General features: G+C 35.7%; 17 protein-coding genes. 11 read left to right on the forward strand and 6 right to left on the reverse strand.

The window, feature by feature from the left end; all coding sequences use genetic code 11:
- The first annotated feature begins 94 nt into the window (after positions 1 to 94).
- On the forward strand, positions 95 to 1,021 hold the full coding sequence (locus ACHUFV_RS03510; protein ID WP_394232222.1) for a ketopantoate reductase family protein: 927 nt from the start codon (positions 95 to 97) through the stop codon (positions 1,019 to 1,021).
- Between the two features lie 101 nt (positions 1,022 to 1,122).
- Here ACHUFV_RS03510 and ACHUFV_RS03515 read toward each other — a convergent pair whose 3' ends face one another.
- Positions 1,123 to 1,533 carry a hypothetical protein gene (locus tag ACHUFV_RS03515; protein ID WP_394232223.1) on the reverse strand — a complete coding sequence of 137 codons (411 nt, stop codon included), beginning with the start codon at positions 1,531 to 1,533 and terminating at the stop codon, positions 1,123 to 1,125.
- 268 nt (positions 1,534 to 1,801) lie between these two features.
- Between ACHUFV_RS03515 and ACHUFV_RS03520 the strand changes: the two genes are divergently transcribed.
- On the forward strand, positions 1,802 to 2,419 hold the full coding sequence (locus ACHUFV_RS03520; RefSeq protein ID WP_394232224.1) for a TVP38/TMEM64 family protein: 618 nt from the start codon (positions 1,802 to 1,804) through the stop codon (positions 2,417 to 2,419).
- A 37-nt stretch (positions 2,420 to 2,456) separates the two neighbouring features.
- Here ACHUFV_RS03520 and ACHUFV_RS03525 read toward each other — a convergent pair whose 3' ends face one another.
- Positions 2,457 to 3,596, reverse strand: coding sequence for a CAP domain-containing protein (locus ACHUFV_RS03525; protein ID WP_394232225.1), 1,140 nt, complete (start codon positions 3,594 to 3,596; stop codon positions 2,457 to 2,459).
- Between the two features lie 227 nt (positions 3,597 to 3,823).
- Between ACHUFV_RS03525 and ACHUFV_RS03530 the strand changes: the two genes are divergently transcribed.
- The gene (locus tag ACHUFV_RS03530; RefSeq protein ID WP_394232226.1) at positions 3,824 to 4,222 is read left to right on the forward strand and encodes a GNAT family N-acetyltransferase; all 399 of its coding nucleotides are present in this window, start codon (positions 3,824 to 3,826) and stop codon (positions 4,220 to 4,222) included.
- 60 nt (positions 4,223 to 4,282) lie between these two features.
- Here the strand turns inward: ACHUFV_RS03530 and ACHUFV_RS03535 are convergent, their stop codons facing one another.
- Positions 4,283 to 4,843: a TVP38/TMEM64 family protein gene (locus tag ACHUFV_RS03535; RefSeq protein ID WP_394232227.1), complete on the reverse strand. Its 561-nt coding sequence runs from the start codon at positions 4,841 to 4,843 to the stop codon at positions 4,283 to 4,285.
- A 2-nt stretch (positions 4,844 to 4,845) separates the two neighbouring features.
- A complete protein-coding gene (locus tag ACHUFV_RS03540; protein ID WP_394232228.1) occupies positions 4,846 to 5,652 on the reverse strand; it encodes a hypothetical protein in 807 nt (268 codons plus the stop codon).
- A 178-nt stretch (positions 5,653 to 5,830) separates the two neighbouring features.
- On the opposite strand from ACHUFV_RS03540, the gene pepF reads away from it, so the two are divergent.
- A complete protein-coding gene (gene pepF, locus ACHUFV_RS03545) occupies positions 5,831 to 7,618 on the forward strand; it encodes an oligoendopeptidase F (protein WP_394232229.1) in 1,788 nt (595 codons plus the stop codon).
- A 119-nt stretch (positions 7,619 to 7,737) separates the two neighbouring features.
- Entirely contained in the window at positions 7,738 to 8,736 is a 999-nt protein-coding gene (locus tag ACHUFV_RS03550; protein ID WP_394232230.1) for an LLM class flavin-dependent oxidoreductase, read from the forward strand.
- A gap of 53 nt (positions 8,737 to 8,789) precedes the next feature.
- Here ACHUFV_RS03550 and ACHUFV_RS03555 read toward each other — a convergent pair whose 3' ends face one another.
- On the reverse strand, positions 8,790 to 9,671 hold the full coding sequence (locus tag ACHUFV_RS03555) for a LysR family transcriptional regulator (protein ID WP_394232231.1): 882 nt from the start codon (positions 9,669 to 9,671) through the stop codon (positions 8,790 to 8,792).
- Between the two features lie 760 nt (positions 9,672 to 10,431).
- Here ACHUFV_RS03555 and ACHUFV_RS03560 point away from each other — a divergent pair.
- From ACHUFV_RS03560 to ACHUFV_RS03570, 3 genes are all read left to right on the forward strand, one after another.
- Complete coding sequence (locus tag ACHUFV_RS03560; protein ID WP_394232232.1) at positions 10,432 to 11,742, forward strand: aromatic ring-hydroxylating oxygenase subunit alpha; 1,311 nt, start codon at positions 10,432 to 10,434, stop codon at positions 11,740 to 11,742.
- On the forward strand, positions 11,739 to 12,218 hold the full coding sequence (locus ACHUFV_RS03565) for an aromatic-ring-hydroxylating dioxygenase subunit beta (RefSeq protein ID WP_394232233.1): 480 nt from the start codon (positions 11,739 to 11,741) through the stop codon (positions 12,216 to 12,218). Before ACHUFV_RS03560 ends, ACHUFV_RS03565 begins: the two co-directional genes overlap by 4 nt.
- Before the next feature lie 229 nt (positions 12,219 to 12,447).
- Positions 12,448 to 13,167, forward strand: a complete 720-nt coding sequence (locus ACHUFV_RS03570; protein ID WP_394232234.1) for a YebC/PmpR family DNA-binding transcriptional regulator — start codon at positions 12,448 to 12,450, stop codon at positions 13,165 to 13,167.
- Between the two features lie 94 nt (positions 13,168 to 13,261).
- On the opposite strand, the gene ACHUFV_RS03575 is transcribed toward ACHUFV_RS03570, so the two are convergent.
- Positions 13,262 to 14,926 carry a Na/Pi cotransporter family protein gene (locus ACHUFV_RS03575; RefSeq protein WP_394232235.1) on the reverse strand — a complete coding sequence of 555 codons (1,665 nt, stop codon included), beginning with the start codon at positions 14,924 to 14,926 and terminating at the stop codon, positions 13,262 to 13,264.
- Positions 14,927 to 15,333: 407 nt separating this feature from the next.
- On the opposite strand from ACHUFV_RS03575, the gene ACHUFV_RS03580 reads away from it, so the two are divergent.
- From ACHUFV_RS03580 to ACHUFV_RS03590, 3 genes are all read left to right on the forward strand, one after another.
- On the forward strand, positions 15,334 to 15,945 hold the full coding sequence (locus ACHUFV_RS03580) for a cell wall hydrolase (protein ID WP_394232236.1): 612 nt from the start codon (positions 15,334 to 15,336) through the stop codon (positions 15,943 to 15,945).
- Positions 15,946 to 16,065: 120 nt separating this feature from the next.
- Positions 16,066 to 16,815: an NADPH-dependent oxidoreductase gene (locus ACHUFV_RS03585; protein WP_394232237.1), complete on the forward strand. Its 750-nt coding sequence runs from the start codon at positions 16,066 to 16,068 to the stop codon at positions 16,813 to 16,815.
- A 55-nt stretch (positions 16,816 to 16,870) separates the two neighbouring features.
- Entirely contained in the window at positions 16,871 to 17,470 is a 600-nt protein-coding gene (locus ACHUFV_RS03590) for a class I SAM-dependent methyltransferase (protein ID WP_394232238.1), read from the forward strand.
- The last annotated feature ends 59 nt before the right edge of the window (positions 17,471 to 17,529 follow it).

The raw sequence follows: 17,529 nt of genomic DNA on the forward strand, positions 1-17,529 counted from the left end.
TAGGTTGAATACTATCATTTTTATATTTTGAACATGCTTATTATCTGATATCCTTATAATATACAAAAATACTGACAGAGCGAGGGGAACACGGTTGAAAAAAATAAGAAAAGTAACATTAGTCGGTCTTGGAGCAATAGGTGCGGCTTATGGAAGCTTACTACATGATTCTTTAGCTGATTCATTTCAAGTTGTCGCAAATGAAGAACGAATTAAACGATATCAGGAAAAGGGAATACTTATTAACGAACAACCATATTATTTTAATTACATAACACCCGAAGCAAAAACTGAGCCTGCAGACCTTGTGATTTTTGCAGTAAAAAATGCTGAACTGCCACAAGCCATTAAGGATGCAAGGCATCATGTCGGTTCTGATACCATTATTCTATCTCTGCTAAATGGAATTTCGAGCGAAGAAGAGATCTATGCTGCCTATCATAATGAACATATTTTATACAGTATGAGCGTTGAAATTGACGCGGTTCGAGCCCATAACGAAGTCCGTTTTACAACACGCGGCCGAATTGAATATGGGGAAATGGACAATACATTATCTGATGATGTCCACGCAGTTAAGGAGTTATTTGAAGAAATCGGGATTAATTATGAAATTTCCCGCAATATCTCGCATACTATGTGGTGGAAGTTTATGATCAATGTCGGTATCAACCAAACATCTGCGGTATTAAAAGCACCCTATGGTGTTTTTCAATCATTGCCGATTGCATATGAATGGGTGGAATCTGCCATGCGAGAAGTCGTTTCGTTATCAGAAAAAACAGGAACAGGATTATCAGAGAAGGATTTGAAGAAGTTCTGGCCGATTATTAATAATTTGTCTCCAAATGGAAAAACCTCTATGTTACAGGACGTTGAAGCGGGGCGAAAAACAGAGGTTGAATATTTTGCCGGAAAAGTATGTGAATTAGGTAAGAAATATGGAGTCCCTACACCAATCAACGAACAACTTTACAAAATGATTCGAATCATTGAAGAAATGGAAAAACTCCCTAAATAATGTACAACAAAACCCACCACATTCTTCTTTGCTGGTGGGTATTTTCATATCAAATTTCGAGATGGCTGTTGAAAGGAAAGTGATGCGTAAACATTGGAGAATTAAGTGGTTTTCACAAGATTATAGGAAGAATGCTCTTCATCCCATTGAAAAATACCCTCTTGTAGTCGAATCATCGTATCGAAAGGTGGTGTATTCGTACCATTTCCTTCTACTGATACTTGCTTAAGCTGTTCTTCATACTGATTTTTTAATTCCAGCAAATCAATCTTTGTTGCAACCCGAACAATCATTTCAAGTGTAATTTCATTTTCCATCACGCCAAAGTAGCTACAAATTGAAGATTGAAAGTTCTTATTGTATTGGATCATCATTGGCAAATCATGAATACTGGCAACGCCAAAAATATCCTTTATGATATCCTCATATCTTAGTTGACTACCTGTTGCAAAGGCAATTTGATCTGTTTCTGGATTGGCTAGATAATAAATCGTTTCAATTTCATAATTCAACGAGAACATCCTTTCTGACGCATCATAAATTGTCATTTTTCTTAACATTATTTAATTATAACATAACTTTATCGAAAATTGTCGTCGTTTTTTGTCGATTATTCGTTAACTATAGATCGATGAACCTATTTGCATTATTTTGACATGAAATACCACTCCATTGTTTATTAAGTTTATAATAGAATTAAGGTTAAGACTCCTAATGAAATAGGTGGTACAAATTAAAAATTGGGTAAAATCACTCTCATTCCTTTTATTCATTTCAGTCATGATTTATATTATGTTTCAGGCAGAATGGTTTCAAACCATTAGAAGCGGGAACACAAGTAAAATTATCCAAGAAAATTTATGGGTAACTTTACTTATTACATTACTTATCATGATCATTCAAAATACATTTACTATTATCCCCTTACTACTAGTTATTACAATCAACTATACGCTATTTGGATTTATTAACGGTTTTCTTTGGAGCTGGTTAACAAGTATTGCAGGGGCTGCGCTTATGTTTTTCGGAAGTAGATATTTGTTTCAGGATTGGGTTCTTCCAAGGATGAATAAAGATTTTGTTGAGAAGATCGAAAGGAATGGATTCCTATTTGTTTTTCAAGCCAGAATCATGCCTTTTATTCCTACAAGCCTGATTAATATTTTAGGCGGAATCAGTTCTATTCACTTTCATTCCTTTATTTCTGCAACTATTTTCGGAAACTTTCTCTATTTCTTGCTCCTCATCTTAATTCCTGCAGGATTGATGAATTCGCATATGAATGATTTTCTTATCGAAGCAATTGTACTTCTTGCAGTCATATTGTTTCTCCTTTACAGATGGAAGAGAAAAAAAGGAGTTAAAGAAACATTTTCCGATCATTCTAAAGGGGTATAACAGTAAAAAAAGGAAAAACCATCTTGGTTTTTCCTTTTTAATGAGCTAAAAAGTTTTCTGTATAGTAAGGTCTCGATTCAGCGTCAAACGCGACACCGACGCCTAATGCTTCAAAGTCAGGCTGAAGGATATTTTCTCGATGTCCCAGTGAGTTCATTAACCCTTCATGGGCAAAAATACTGCTTAACTGTCCGGCAGCAAGATTTTCACCAGCTGCACGAAAAGAAATATGGTCCTCTTTCATCCGGTCGAAAGGGGACTGCCCTTCAAGATTGGTATGATTAAAATAATGATTTTGTGCCATATCTGTGCTATGGTCACGAGCTGTTACTGTAACAGCTTCATCCCATGATAAAACTGGAAGACCATGAACAACTCTTGCTGCATTTGTTAAATCAAATAGCTGATATTCAAAACCCTCTTTTAATTCTTTACTTTCCACTGAATAGTAAGCATCCTTTTGCTTCTCCAAGTCAGTACTTATGATTTGGATAGCTGTAACTGACTGGTTCTCATGCTTATCATAAAAAACGGTCACATAACTATTATCCACTTCAAACAAATGGTATTCACCCTGATTCTCAATCTGATAAGAAATCAAGCCTTTTCGAATGCTTGTGCTCGGCTCACCAAGCTGATCAAGAACGACATCCATAGAGGAGCCAATTTTAATCCCTTGTTTCGAGGTTAATAGGTCCTGGTTAGTGAACAACCCCACAACCTTATTCTCTTCATCAAAAGCTGCCATGAAGAAATTTTGATAGTTTTCGTGGTAAGCGAACCATTCTACACCGTATTCATTGTAGGAAGAACGCTTTGCTGCACCTACAACACTTTCTACATCCGCTTTCGAATCTCCTAGCTCAATATTATGAATGGAGAAAGAATGCGATATGGGATCATCCAATATCGGCTTCGCTATTTTATCTTCCTTTTTCTGCTGATCCTTTTGTAGCGAATTTAAAGCCTGATCTATTTCAATTAACAAAGTATCAAACCCTGTTTCTAATGTATTGATGGCAATTGTAACATCCGGGTTTTCCTTAATGGTCATGAGCTTTGTTTGAATATTCTCATATAAAGACGGCACATCCAGCCCTTGTTGACCTTTTAAAAAGAGAAACCAAATGCTGCTGAGCAATAATATCGTAGCGAAAAGCCTAAGAATGACCCTCAAACCATTTCCTCCCTTCATAAAGTGATAAAAGCTTTATATTCTTATAGCTATTAAAATAATAGCCAATATTAGTAATGATAACACACAAGATTGATTATTTCTTTTGAAAACCAAAGATGAATCTGGCCCCAAAACACGAAAATACCATATTAAAATGCAGGATAGTATAAGCGGCTTGCTGAATTTATAAAAAGAGTGGGTAATGAGTGAAGAAAGGAGCATAAATAATGCAGATTCAATATGAATGTATTCAAAAGCTTGATGCTTCTGAAGTAGTAAATGTCTTTAAAAAGTCGGGGATTACACGTCCGGTAGATGATTTAGAGCGTATTCAACGCATGATTGATCATGCAGATATTATTGCTACGGCGAGAAACAATGGTCAACTTGTTGGTATTGCAAGAGCAATAACAGATTATTCTTATTGCTGTTATTTATCAGATCTTGCTGTTGATGCTGAATATCAACGTCGTGGAATTGGAAAAGAACTCGTACGCATTATTCAAGATAAGCTTGGTGATGAGGTTACGTTGCTGTTAGTTTCCGCACCAAACGTAATTGACTATTATCCTCGAATTGGATTTGAAAAATCGGATAAAGCATTTTTAATTAGGCGTAAACGCTAAAATGCGCAGGTACAAAGGTTGTATTTACAAAGGAACGTCTTGAAGAGGTTCCTTTGTAAATTACTTCATTCTCTTTTTATAAAAGAGATAAATAAGAAGTATGATTATGACAAATACGATGAATCCAATCTGCCATTCTCTTTCTAATCTTAATACATGTGATACAGAATAAGCCTCTATGAATAATGCTGGAATTTTCCCTAGCGTACTGGCAAAACAAAAGGATAATAGGCTCATTTTACTTAATGCAGCAGTAAGTGTCACTGCCCCTGATGACACAAAAGGGAGAATGCGAAGAAGTACAACAATGAAAAAAGTAGTCATTCCTTTCGAATTTCTTAGTTTAGCTAAGTACTTATTTTGGATATTTCCCATTTTAGGAAAGGATAAAAATTTTTGAACACCTTTCCGATAGAGAATAAAGCTGACTATTGCTCCTAACGCTTCTCCGCAAATAAGGATAAAAAGACCCTTTTCTAAACCGAAAACACCCACTGTACCGACTGTGATAAAAGTACTAGGAAGAATACCGGAAATCGCTACAATGAGATTTAAGATAACACTGCTTAGTGCCAAAAAAAGAGGATTATCAGGGAACCAAGCAGCGATAAAATGCATCATATTCAGCTCTTATTAATTTTAGATGGATTATTAATTTTATATGGTACGGGTTCTTCTACAATAAATTCTTCTTCTGCCTCTTTACCTTTTGGTAATTTCTTCTTCACAATCTTGCCGTCAAATTCCAGATTCTCTCCGGGAGAAAGCTCGAATTTCTTCAACGTTTTAGAATGAGAGCACCAAGCAAGACCTATTTCTATTGGATTTTCTTTTTGAATCACAACATTTTCTAGGACAACGACTTCATCATTTTCTTCATTAAAATTATTCCAGCTTAAAGCAAATTGCTTAACTGTTGCTGTAAAATGCACTTTATCGGCCGGCAGTTCAAGTTTTGCTTGCTTCGCTTTCGTTTCGGTTTTCTTTACTGCTTTTTTTCCAGCTGGCTTTTTCTCCGTCAGTTCTTGTTCAGCCTGTTTTGATGCACTACCAGAATCTGATTCTTTCGCTCTTGCCGGTACATTTTTATCCTTTTCCTTTTCAGATTCTGTTACATTTGCTTTCTCAAAGTTTGGTGATTGCATTTCCTTTAAGTAAGAAGGGTGGATACAGGTTAAGTTTCCATCCTGGAACTCAAGTACAATTGTATTGTACTCTCCTGTTACCCCATAAACCTCATAGCCTTTAATCGTAACAAGCCTTTGAAAGGTTCTTTCTTTATACCAAAATGCATCCTTGTTCGTTGATAATCCCCATTCTTTAAGCTTTTCTATGTATTGTTCATTATTTTCAAAAAGTAGAAAATCTCCTTTCGGGGGAAAGTATGTTGTGTTATTAGAATCTTCAATATGAGGCAATGTGACAGCCATTTCATCCACATCCTTTCCAAACTATTGTACACTATGAAGCGGTTGAAGAAGAAATGAAAGATATATATGTATTTCAATTCTTAATTACATTTTAAAGGTGTTAGATGAGATTAGTGAGAATATATTAAGTATAATGTTTTTATCTGGACAATCATCTACAAAAAAAGGGGGACAATACATGACTACCTATACGACGAGGCAGGAAGTGCCTGAACAGGAAAAATGGAATTTATGTGATTTATACTCAGATCTTAATCTCTGGGAAAATGATTATCTGCAAATTGAAGAAATAGCAAAGAGATTAAAAGCATTTGATGGTCAGATTCATGATGGACACTCTCTTTATCAATATTTGAAACAAAGTGAGGAACTATCATATATATTCAATAAACTATATGCATATGCGATGTTAAAGGTAGATGAAGATACACGGAACACAAGCTCTCAGTCATTATTAGACAAGGCAAAGCAGTTAAGTGTAACAGTAAGCTCATCCACATCATTTTTTATGCCCTTTTTATTAGGCTTGAAGGAAGAAACACTGCAATCATACATTAAAGAAGAAAAGGGATTAGATTACTTTGCAGAGGACTTAATGGAATCATTTCGATATAAACCCCATGTGTTAAGCAGGGAGCAAGAGGAGGTACTTTCCCAATTAGGTGAAGCATTATCAGTTCCAAGTCATACATTTGGAATGATAAATAACGCAGATATTAAATTTGGTGAAGTGACCGGAGATAATGGAGAACGTATAGAGCTTACAAGAGGGATGTATACAAAGTTAATCGAAGATGAGGATCGTGAAAAACGGAAAGAAGCTTATTTTGCCTATTATCAACCATACCTTCAATTAAAAAACTCAATTGCGGCCACACTATCAGGAGCAATAAAAAATAACACCACGATGGCAAAAATACGTAAGTATCCATCCGCATTAGAAAAGGGTTTATTTGGAGACCGGGTTCCGAAAGAGGTCTATGAGAACCTTATTTTAACGACGAAGAAAAATATTGCCCCGCTCCATCGATATACAAGGATTCGAAAAGAAAAATTAAACGTAGAGGAGCTTCATCAATATGATATGAGTGTCCCATTAATCAAAGGAGTAAAGCCAGTCATATCATTCGAGGACGCCTATGAAACTATGCTAAAAGCATTATCTCCTCTTGGTGAGGATTACATACAAATCCTAAAAGAATTTCGAGACGCCCGTTATATTGACGTTCGGGAAACACCAGGGAAAAGGTCTGGTGCGTATAATTTGGGTGTATATGGGGCACATCCATTTATTCTCTTAAACCATCAGGATGATTTAGATAGTTTATTTACCTTGGTCCACGAATGCGGCCATGGAGCACATAGTATGCTAAGCTCGAAATACCAGCCGCAAATTACGGCCAAATATAGTATTTTTGTTGCTGAAGTCGCATCTACGGTTAATGAAGTACTTTTAATAAACTACTTATTAAAAAATGAACAGGATATTGATGTCCGAAAGCATCTATTAAATCATTTTATCGATCAATATAAAGGAACATTCTTTACCCAGGTGATGTTTGCCGAATTCGAGAAAAAGACACATGAACTGGCAGAGAAGGGAATGCCATTGAACGTAGAAGTCTTTAATCAGACATATGAAACCTTATTTAGAGAATTCAATGGGGAGGAAATCGTATTTGATGAACAAGTGAAATATGGCTGGTCAAGAATCCCTCATTTTTACCGCCCATTTTACGTCTATAAATACGCAACCGGATATGCATCTGCCATCCATTTAGCGACAAGGATTTTTGAAGGAGACGAGGAAACCATCCACTCCTATCTAGAATTTTTGAAAAGTGGCAGTTCAGATTATCCACTTGAATTATTAAAAAAGACTGGTGTTGATTTAACCACACCTGAACCAATCGAAAATGCACTTAAACGTTTTGAAAACTTAGTAGAGGAATTTTCAAAGCTGTAATTCACGGTATTAAGTACTGTAATATAAAGACGTCACTTGCATTAGTGGCGTCTTTATGAGTTAAAAAACTAATTTCACAGATGGAATTTAATTATGTTGAAGGAAGGAAGGGCTTCTTATTGAAATTAAGTATATTAGATCAAGCACCTATATCCGCTAATCAGACCGCACAGGAAGCTTTAGTAAACTCTCTTAAATTAGCCCAAGCCGGCGAGAAATTAGGCTATACACGATATTGGATCGCTGAGCATCATAATTTACCAGGACTAGCCTGCTCGGCACCTGAAGTTATGTTAAGTTACATAGGAGCTAACACCACAAAGATACGCCTCGGTTCTGGAGCTGTATTATTACCGCACTATAAACCATATAAGGTTGCAGAAGTCTTTAATTTATTGGCAACCTTGTTTCCCAACCGGATTGACATCGGAATCGGCCGGGCTCCGGGAGGATCCGCAGAGGCAACAAATGCACTGTCAGACAACTTTTTACAAAATGTATGGAAAATGCCCGCATTAGTGAAGGAACTGATAGGATTTTTAGAAAATGATTTTCCCGCTGTTCACGACTATTCAGGATTATCTGCTTCGCCTCTCCCTGAAACGGCACCAGTTCCTTGGCTTTTAGGAACCGGTAAAAAAAGTGCTTTCTTGGCAGCTGAAAACGGGATAGCCTATGCATTCGGACAGTTCATGAGTGATCAGGATGGGGTGGAAATTGTAAAGCAATATCGAGATACATTTATACCCAGAAAAAACAGACATCAGCCAAAGGTGATTCTAACTGTATCGGTTATTTGCGCCGAAACGAATGAAAAGGCAGAGGAGCTTGCTATTAGCTGGCTAATTTGGCAATTACAAAAAGAAAAAGAAGAACAGCTGCTAGGAGTTCCGTCTATTGAACAGGCACTGAAATATAAACCCAATAAAAAAGAAACTATGCACATAAATAAAATGAAGGAGAATATCATTATCGGAAACCCGAACGTTGTAAAGAAACGATTGCAGCAACTGCAAGTGAAATATCAGGCAGATGAGATGATGATTGTCACCATTACTTATTCAATAGAAGATAAAATTCACTCCTATCAATTGGTTGCCGAGGAACTGCTACAATAAGAAAGGTGTCAGACAGTACAAAAAATCTTTATTGTTGTCTGACACCTTTTTTATTAATTCTTTTTATTATGATGATTAATGATTGACTCAATAATATTTTCGATGAATTGATCAATTATTAAATTTTTTCGATATTGTATATAAATTTTATTGGGAATATGCTGAAATTCTCTTATTTCCTTTACTACCAGCTGTTCTCGGTCGTATTGATCAATCCCTATTAATGGTGTAATCCCAAGTCCGATTCCACTCGCTACAACCTTCTTTAACATTTCATTATTTCCAACTTCAATATGTTTTATATTTGGTATGCCAATCAGACGTTGATCAACGCTAGATAAAAGGGGGGAGTTCCTCCGGTACCAAATAATGGTTTCATCGTGTAAGTCATCCATTTTCATTTCTTCAAGATTAGCAAGACGATGATTTTTACCGCATATAAGAACTAGTTTATCATCAAATAGATATTCCGAAATGAGATTAGGATTATATGCTACATCGTTTCTTGTAAGGACCAAATCTAATTCACCAGTAATAATTTGTTCGTTTAATTTACTTGAATCCTCACCTTCCATTACAGAAATATTCAAATCATCAATTGAGATAATTGATTGTATGAGTTGAGTGATAAATGAGTAGGAAAATCCAGGTGGAAAGCCCACTTTGAGGCTTGGATATTTGGATGATAAAGTCTCCTCTTTTGAATATTTAACATATGAAAGGATTGTAGTAGCATATTTAAGAAATACTTTTCCTTCTCTTGTTAATGTAACGTTTTTACCTGAACGCTCAAATAATTTGCATGAGAGTTCGCTTTCTAAATTTTTCATTCTCGCCGTAACAGTAGGCTGGGTTACATTTAGATGTTCGGCCGCTTTTGAATAATTATTATACTCATAAATGGCTAGAAATGTTTCAAGTTGACTTGTATCCACGAGTATACCTCCTATAATAATGAAACCATTAATATATTTCCATATTTCGATAGTAACTAAACAATAAAATGGTTATACAGGTTCAATCCATATATGTACCAGCACAATGTGCAAGTGTCGATATTTTTCCAAAAAAATATTTTTGAAAATAAAGAAAAAATTAATAACTATTAAAATACTAATAAATAAATTTTCATTTGTCCACTTATTAGCGTGTCCTTAAATAGCCTTTACGCAGTGGAAACTATATTGATATTGCCAAACAAGGGACTTTAACAAGGGGATATTAGTTAAAATATAGAGCATATAACCCAATTTGAAAATAGGTCTATAAAAAAATTATTGAATATATTATGGAAAAAGAAGATTTTTTTGATTAGATTTTAGAGAATTTAACTTATATAATGTGAGTATAGTTAAAAAAGAGAGAAAATTTTAATATTTAATCTCTTAATATTAGTATAAAAAATTTCTTGTTTGGGTTTAAGTTGTAATCACATAGAAACTTGTATTCGATTTCACCCCAACAGAAAAGATGAATGCGTAAACATATCATAATATTTATTATTGTATAATAATTAACAATTTATGATATAATAAAATTGTAAATAAATTGTTTTAATGGAAAATACTAATATAATAATTTATTGGAATTGTAAGCGCGTTCAAGTAAGGGTATTCATACTATGCAATAAAAATAATCTCGATAGATTATTTTTATATATAATTTCTAAGTTATAGAATTCTAGGAGGGACATTGATGGGGAAATATATTAGAGAAGACAAAGAGAAGTTGTCTTTCAAAGTCAATCGACAAGCGTTTGTTAATCCAGAGATTTTAGAAACAGAGAGAGAAGCCATTTTCAGTAAGTGCTGGCTATATATTGGACATGAATCTGAACTACCAAACAAAGGTGATTTCCATAGAAGAAAAGTTGGTGGACGCAACTTAATCTTCACTCGCAGCCAAGACGGCGAAATCCGCGCTTTCTATAACAGCTGTCCACACCGCGGTGCATTAGTTACTCGTGAAGCTTGTGGAAACTCTAAAGTATTCCGTTGCTTCTACCATGCATGGAGCTTTAATAACCAAGGTGAATTAGTTGGTATGCCTGATAAAGCAGGTTTCCCAAATGATCATAATTGTGATGGTTCAAAAAACCTAGCTACAGTAAAGCGTCTTGAAAACTATCGTGGTTTTATGTTTGTTAACTTTGATGATAACGCTATCTCTTTAGAAGATTACTTAGGAAACGCTAAAGAATATTTAGATTTAGTAGCTGACCAAGCATATGCTGCTGAAGATCCAACTCTAGGAATGGAAGTTCTAACAGATCCTCAACAATACAGCGTACGCGCCAACTGGAAGTTACTAGGAGAAAACAGTGTTGACTTATATCATGGTGTACCAACACACAAAACTTATTTTGATATTGTTGCTACTCGTGGCGGTACAATGGAAAAAGACAGTCTTATTGGTGAAGGTAAAGACCTTGGCGGCGGACATGCTGTTATGGAATACTACTCTGCTTGGCCAAGACCAATTGGAAAATGGATTGAAGGTTACGGTGAAGAAGCGAAAGAAGTAATCGAAGGATACAATACGAGATTAGAAGAAAAATTCGGTAAAGAAAGAGCACACCGTATTGCAAAGAAAAACCGTAACATCTGGATTTTCCCTAACTTAATCATTAACGATATCATGGCGATTACAATCAGAACTTTCTATCCAATCGAGCCTGGATACATTGAAGTAACTGGTTATGCATTAGCACCTAAAGCTGAAAATGAAAACTTTAGAGAAGTTCGTAACGATAGCTTCCTAGAATTCTTAGGACCATCAGGCTTCGCAACTCCAGACGACAACGAAGCACTTGAACTTTGTCAAGAAGGTTTCTTAAATGCTAAAGAAGTAGGCTGGAACGACATTTCTAAAGGTATGAACAGAGAGGTACCTCAAGCAACAGACGAAGCACAAATGCGTGCATTCTGGCGTAGATGGAATGAATTAATGTTGGCTGAAGAAGCAAAACAAGAAGGTAAAGAAGAAGCTGAGGGGGTTAACGCATGAATATAACACGTCAAGAAGTAGAAGATTTTTTATACCATGAGGCAGAACTGCTTGATGAATGGAAAATGCAAGCATGGGCTGATTTATTTGCTAAAGAAGGAACATATGTTATTCCTCCTATCGGAAGCCCAAATGCAGATTTCAAAACAGCTTTATTCCTAGTACATGATGATAGAGCACGTCTTGAGCAAAGAGCACTACGTTTATTGAAGAAAGAAGCTCACGTAGAGTTTCCACATTCAAAAACTACACATAATGTATCTAACGTAAGAATCGTTAGCAATGAAGATGGCGTTGTAACTGTAAGAGCTAACTTCATTACTTACCGTGCTAAGCGTGATTTCCTTGATACTTATGTAGGTGTTAATGAATACCAATTAGTTCAAGAAGATGGCGAATTAAAGATTCTTTCTAAGAAAGTAATTCTTAACTTAGAAGGTTTACGTCCACAAGGTAAAGTAAGTATCCTTCTATAAAGATCAAAAAAACACGCATGGAAAATTCCATGCGTGTTTTTATTAATATCAAATAAGCTCCAGGTTCTATGATTATTTTTATTATATTTGACTTTTAACCTAATCTTTGATTAGGTATAATATATTTTGTGAATAAATAAGTAAACATCTAACACTACTAATGTTAAAAGGATGAGTACGCTTATTTAAGGAAATCATTACGTAAATCGTTGAAAGAGAGTGGGATTTTATGGGTCGTAAGTGGAATAATATTAAGGAAAAAAAAGCATCTAAAGATGCTAATACAAGCAGAATTTATGCCAAGTTTGGAAAAGAAATATATGTAGCTGCTAAACAGGGTGAACCAGATCCAGAATCTAATCAGTCTCTACGCTTCGTATTAGAGCGAGCAAAAACATATAATGTACCAAGACATATTATCGATCGTGCCATTGAAAAGGCAAAGGGTGGATCAGAGGAAAACTTTGACGAACTACGCTATGAAGGCTTTGGTCCGAACGGATCCATGGTTATTGTCGATGCATTAACGAATAATGTGAATCGAACTGCATCTGAGGTACGAGCTGCCTTTGGTAAAAACGGAGGGAACATGGGTGTAAGTGGATCTGTTGCCTATATGTTTGATCCAACCGCTGTAATCGGGGTTGAAGGAAAAACCGCTGATGAAGTACTGGAACTATTAATGGAAGCAGACTTAGATGTTCGCGATATTATTGAAGAAGATGAAACCGTTATTGTTTATGCTGAACCAGAACAGTTTCATGCTGTACAGGAAGCCTTTAAAGCAGCTGGTGTCAGTGAGTTTACCGTTGCAGAGCTAACCATGCTGGCGAAAAGCGATGTGACATTACCAGAAGATGGAGTCGCACAATTTGAAAAACTAATCGATGTTTTAGAGGATTTAGATGATGTTCAACAGGTTTATCATAATGTGGATTTAGGGGAATAATAAACAAAAAAGCAGACTTTTGTATAAAAAGGTCTGCTTTTTTGTAACCATCATTTATTTGCTTATATATTTTCAATCTTACCTTCACATTGAATCATTCTGGATGTACATATCTAGCTTCCTGATAATCGTTTTGTACTTTAATAATAGAATTAGCAATATTGGCAGCATGATTTCCAATCCGTTTAAGGTTGCTAATGATATCAATAAAAACAATTCCAGCTTGATGACTGCATTCACCGGATTGCAAACGTATAACATGATGTGAACGAAATTCCTCTACCATTTTATTAATTAGACTACCCTTTTCCATTACCTTCTTAGCTATGTCCTTATTGTTCTGATCCAATGCAGTTATAGCAGTTTTAACAGTATCAACTGTTAATTCAAACATTTCATCTAAATCCTCTAGGGCATGGTTCGTTAAATTCACTTTCATGGCAATCTGATAGTCTATATGTTCGAGGATATTCTCAAAAAGATCTCCTATTTCTTCAATATCACGGACCGTATTTATCAGATTATGTTGTCCTTTTAATTCATGCTCCGATAAAGAGCTTGATTCAATATCAACAAGATAATTTGTAATTTTTAAATCAAAATTATTTAAAAAGTCTTCGATTTGCCTAGCACTATTGGCATGCTTCACCTGCTTCTTTTGGAAGAAATGATAAGATTCCTCTAGTCCTTTTATGGCGAATTTCCCCATGAAAATGATTTCTTCTTTAGCCTGTCCCAATGCAATGGACGGTGACTTTACAATTAAATGAGGATCAAGCCTTTTTTCCCGATACTCTATAAGAACGTCATCACCCGGAATTAGCTTTTTAATCAATAGGATTAGCACATTAATAAATGGGAGGAAAAGAAGACTACTCGATAGATTATAGAAGCCATGCGCAAAAGCAATGGCCATTTCAGGGCTTAAATGGATGACAGACGTTAACCAAAGGATTAAAGCAGCAAATGGCTGCAAAAGAATTAAAAAGAAAATCGTACCCAATATATTTATCAGTACATGGATTCCCGCAGTTCTTTTGGCAGCTGTTGAAGTACCGATGGCTGCAATAACAGCAGTAACAGTAGTACCGATATTATCTCCATATAAAATCGGCAATGCAGCTTCGAGAGAAATAATATGATCTGCATAAAGCCCTTGTAATATACCAATTGTTGCACTAGAGCTATGGATCAGAATCGTTGTAATCGTACCTAACAATACACCTAATAAAGGAATAGAGCTTAATTGCAAGGTAAGGTTATGAAAGGTGTCAAGCATACTTAATGGCTCCATTCCAAGAGTGATTAAGTCTAAACCATAAAAAAGTGCCCCAATGCCAAAGACAACCTGACCAACATTCTGTACCGTTTTCTTTTTAATGAAAAACAAAAGAAAGGATCCTACTGCAATAATTAGTAATGCGTATTCTTCTATATTTATCCCTATAACAAATGCCGTAACCGTTGTACCGATATTGGCCCCAAGAATAACCCCAATGGCCTGTCGAAGGGTCATAAATCCTGCACTAACCAGACCAACTGTAATGACCGAAGTGGCTGTACTGCTTTGAATCATTGCTGTCACAAGTATCCCTGCTAAAAATCCTGTGAAAGGATTTTTTGTGTATCGATCAAGAATATCTTTTATTTTATTCCCAGCACATTTTTGAAGTCCCATCCGCATTGTTGATAGACCGTAAAAAAAGATTCCAAGACCTCCAAGCAATTCAAGTATCACTCGTTGAACTTCTATTTCCACATTTCCAACCCCTGACTACATTGTTCGACAAAAAAATACAATTCTATTAAATTATGAAGGAAAGATTAATGTAAAGCAATGTAATAGTAATTATTTTTTACTATTTCTTAATATTAGCTCTATTTTTCTTAAATAAATCTTTGTTATAGAGCATAAATCCTACTAAAGCAGAGGTAGATGAAATAAGACTGAAATACTTCGTCATATCATAGGGTATAATTTCCACCTTTGTGTAAAATTGGTTTCTATTTTAATGTTGGTAAAACTTTCTACTTATTAGATTCCTATTATGCCTTATAGCTTTATAGTTGCAATGTATCTATTACCACTTTTTGGGTCATGAAACGTTGTATTACAACTGCTAGCCTAGTAGTAGAGAGAAACGCAGACTACTAGGAGGTTTTCTAATGAAAAGGTTAAAAAAATTTAAAATGGCAGCACTGGCATTTGTGACAACTGTATCGCTATTTACCTTCCAACACCCTATTGATACAGAAGCGGCTAGTGTAACCCATACTGTACGTTCAGGAGATACTCTATGGAAAATCAGTAATTGGTATGGAGTAGGACTAACTACTTTAAAACAAACAAATAATCAGACTAGTAATATGATTTATGTTGGACAGAAGCTGGTTATTCCACAAGCTACAATTTCTGAAAGTGATAAGGATCTGATTGCCCGTTTAGTTTCAGCCGAAGCAAAAGGGGAGCCCTATGCAGGTAAAGTAGCAGTGGCAACAGTTATTCTCAATCGTTTAGACCATCCTGATTTCCCTAATACAGTTAGAGACGTTATCTATCAAATAGACCACGGCTATTATGCATTTACTCCTGTTCAAAACGGAACAATTAATCAGCCAGCTGACGCACAATCGAAAAAAGCTGTCACTGAAGCAGTTGCTTATAGAGGACAGGGAAACGGCTCGCTTTATTTCTATAATCCAAACACGGCTTCTAGCTCCTGGATTTATTCAAGACCAGTTACAGTGACAATCGGTAATCACCGGTTTGCAAAGTAATCAATTACTGGCATAAAATAGTCCGGCTCCCATTAATGGAGTCGGTCTTTTTGTATCTACTCTACATATTTTGCTAATATAATGAAGAATAACAGTACTGTAATTGAAAGGGTTGATCTTTTGAACGAAACCATAAAGCTATTAAAAAACCACCGATCCATTCGGGAATTTGATACACAAAAGGATGTCGAGGAGAACCAAATCCAAACGATGATAGAGGCTGCAATGGCTGCACCAAACTGGATCAACGGACAGCAGGTCAGCATCATTGAAATCCGTGATACAGCTAAAAAAACTAAATTGGCCGAGGCAGCAGGAAATCAAAGATGGGTAAGAGAAGCCCCTGTATTTCTTGTGTTTTGCCTTGATTTTTACCGAGCAAAATTAGCTGCAGATAAACATAAAAGGGAATTTAATATAGTTGAGAATATAGAAGCCATTATCGTCGGTTCAACAGATGTTGGAATCATGCTTTCTAATGCCATCACAGCAGCAGAATCGATGGAACTTGGAATCGTACCAATTGGCGGCATCCGTCGAAATCCAGCCACATTTATTGAATTGTTACAGCTGCCACAATATGTGTTTCCAATTGCCGGGCTTGCTGTAGGGTTTCCTAAAGAAATTCCAGAGCAGAAGCCTCGGTTGCCAATATATTCTGTTTACCATAAAGAGGCATATAACCGAGATATTCAAGAACGACTGCTAAATGAATATGATGACACCATCTCCGCATATACTCTGGGAAGATCCGATAAGCAGCATTCTACTGATTGGTCATCAAATGTCAGCACCTTCTACGAAACAGGCTTTGAGGCCTATGCTAAAACCGTTAGTCCTGCGTTAAAAAAACAAGGTTTTAAGTATTAGCTATTAATAGAATTTAAGAACTTTTACTTCTTTGCGCATCAATATTTGAGTTGGAGTGAATGAATTGAGTCAATCTTTCGCTAAATGGTATGATTTTTTCATGTACCCATTAGAGAAAGGGAAATTTAAACATATCCGTATGGATCTTCTGAAAAAAGCATATGGAAACGTTTTGGAGATAGGATCAGGCTCCGGGATTAATTTCCCTTTATATAAGAGGGTAGACGGTGTAATTGCAATTGAACCAAGTCCATATATGATTGAACGATCGAATAAAAATAAACAGAGTGCTTCTGTTCCAATCAATATCATCCAATCAGGTGCAGAAAACTTGCCATTTTGTGATGATACATTTGATACAGTTGTTGCCACCTTAGTCTTTTGTACCATACCAGATATAGAAAAGGCATTAAGGGAAATCAAACGAGTATGCAAAACAAATGGGAGAATCCTTGTATTTGAACATATTAAGATGGACAATCCATTATTAGCACGTCTTCAGGAACAATTAACTCCTTATTGGAGTAGAATATGTGATGGCTGCCAATTAGATAGAGAGACTGTACATATTTTCGCCGCAAACGGTTTTGATATATTGGAATTGAAAAAGTATTATAATGGTCTATTTGTCACAATGGAACTCAAGATAGTATAAATCAACAAATCTCTTTTTTATTAACTAAATGAGCATCTATTTCAAATATCCCCAAGAAA

The sequence above is a fragment of the Niallia oryzisoli genome (genome assembly GCF_043641075.1).
Classification (GTDB): domain Bacteria; phylum Bacillota; class Bacilli; order Bacillales; family Cytobacillaceae; genus Bacillus_BD; species Bacillus_BD oryzisoli_A.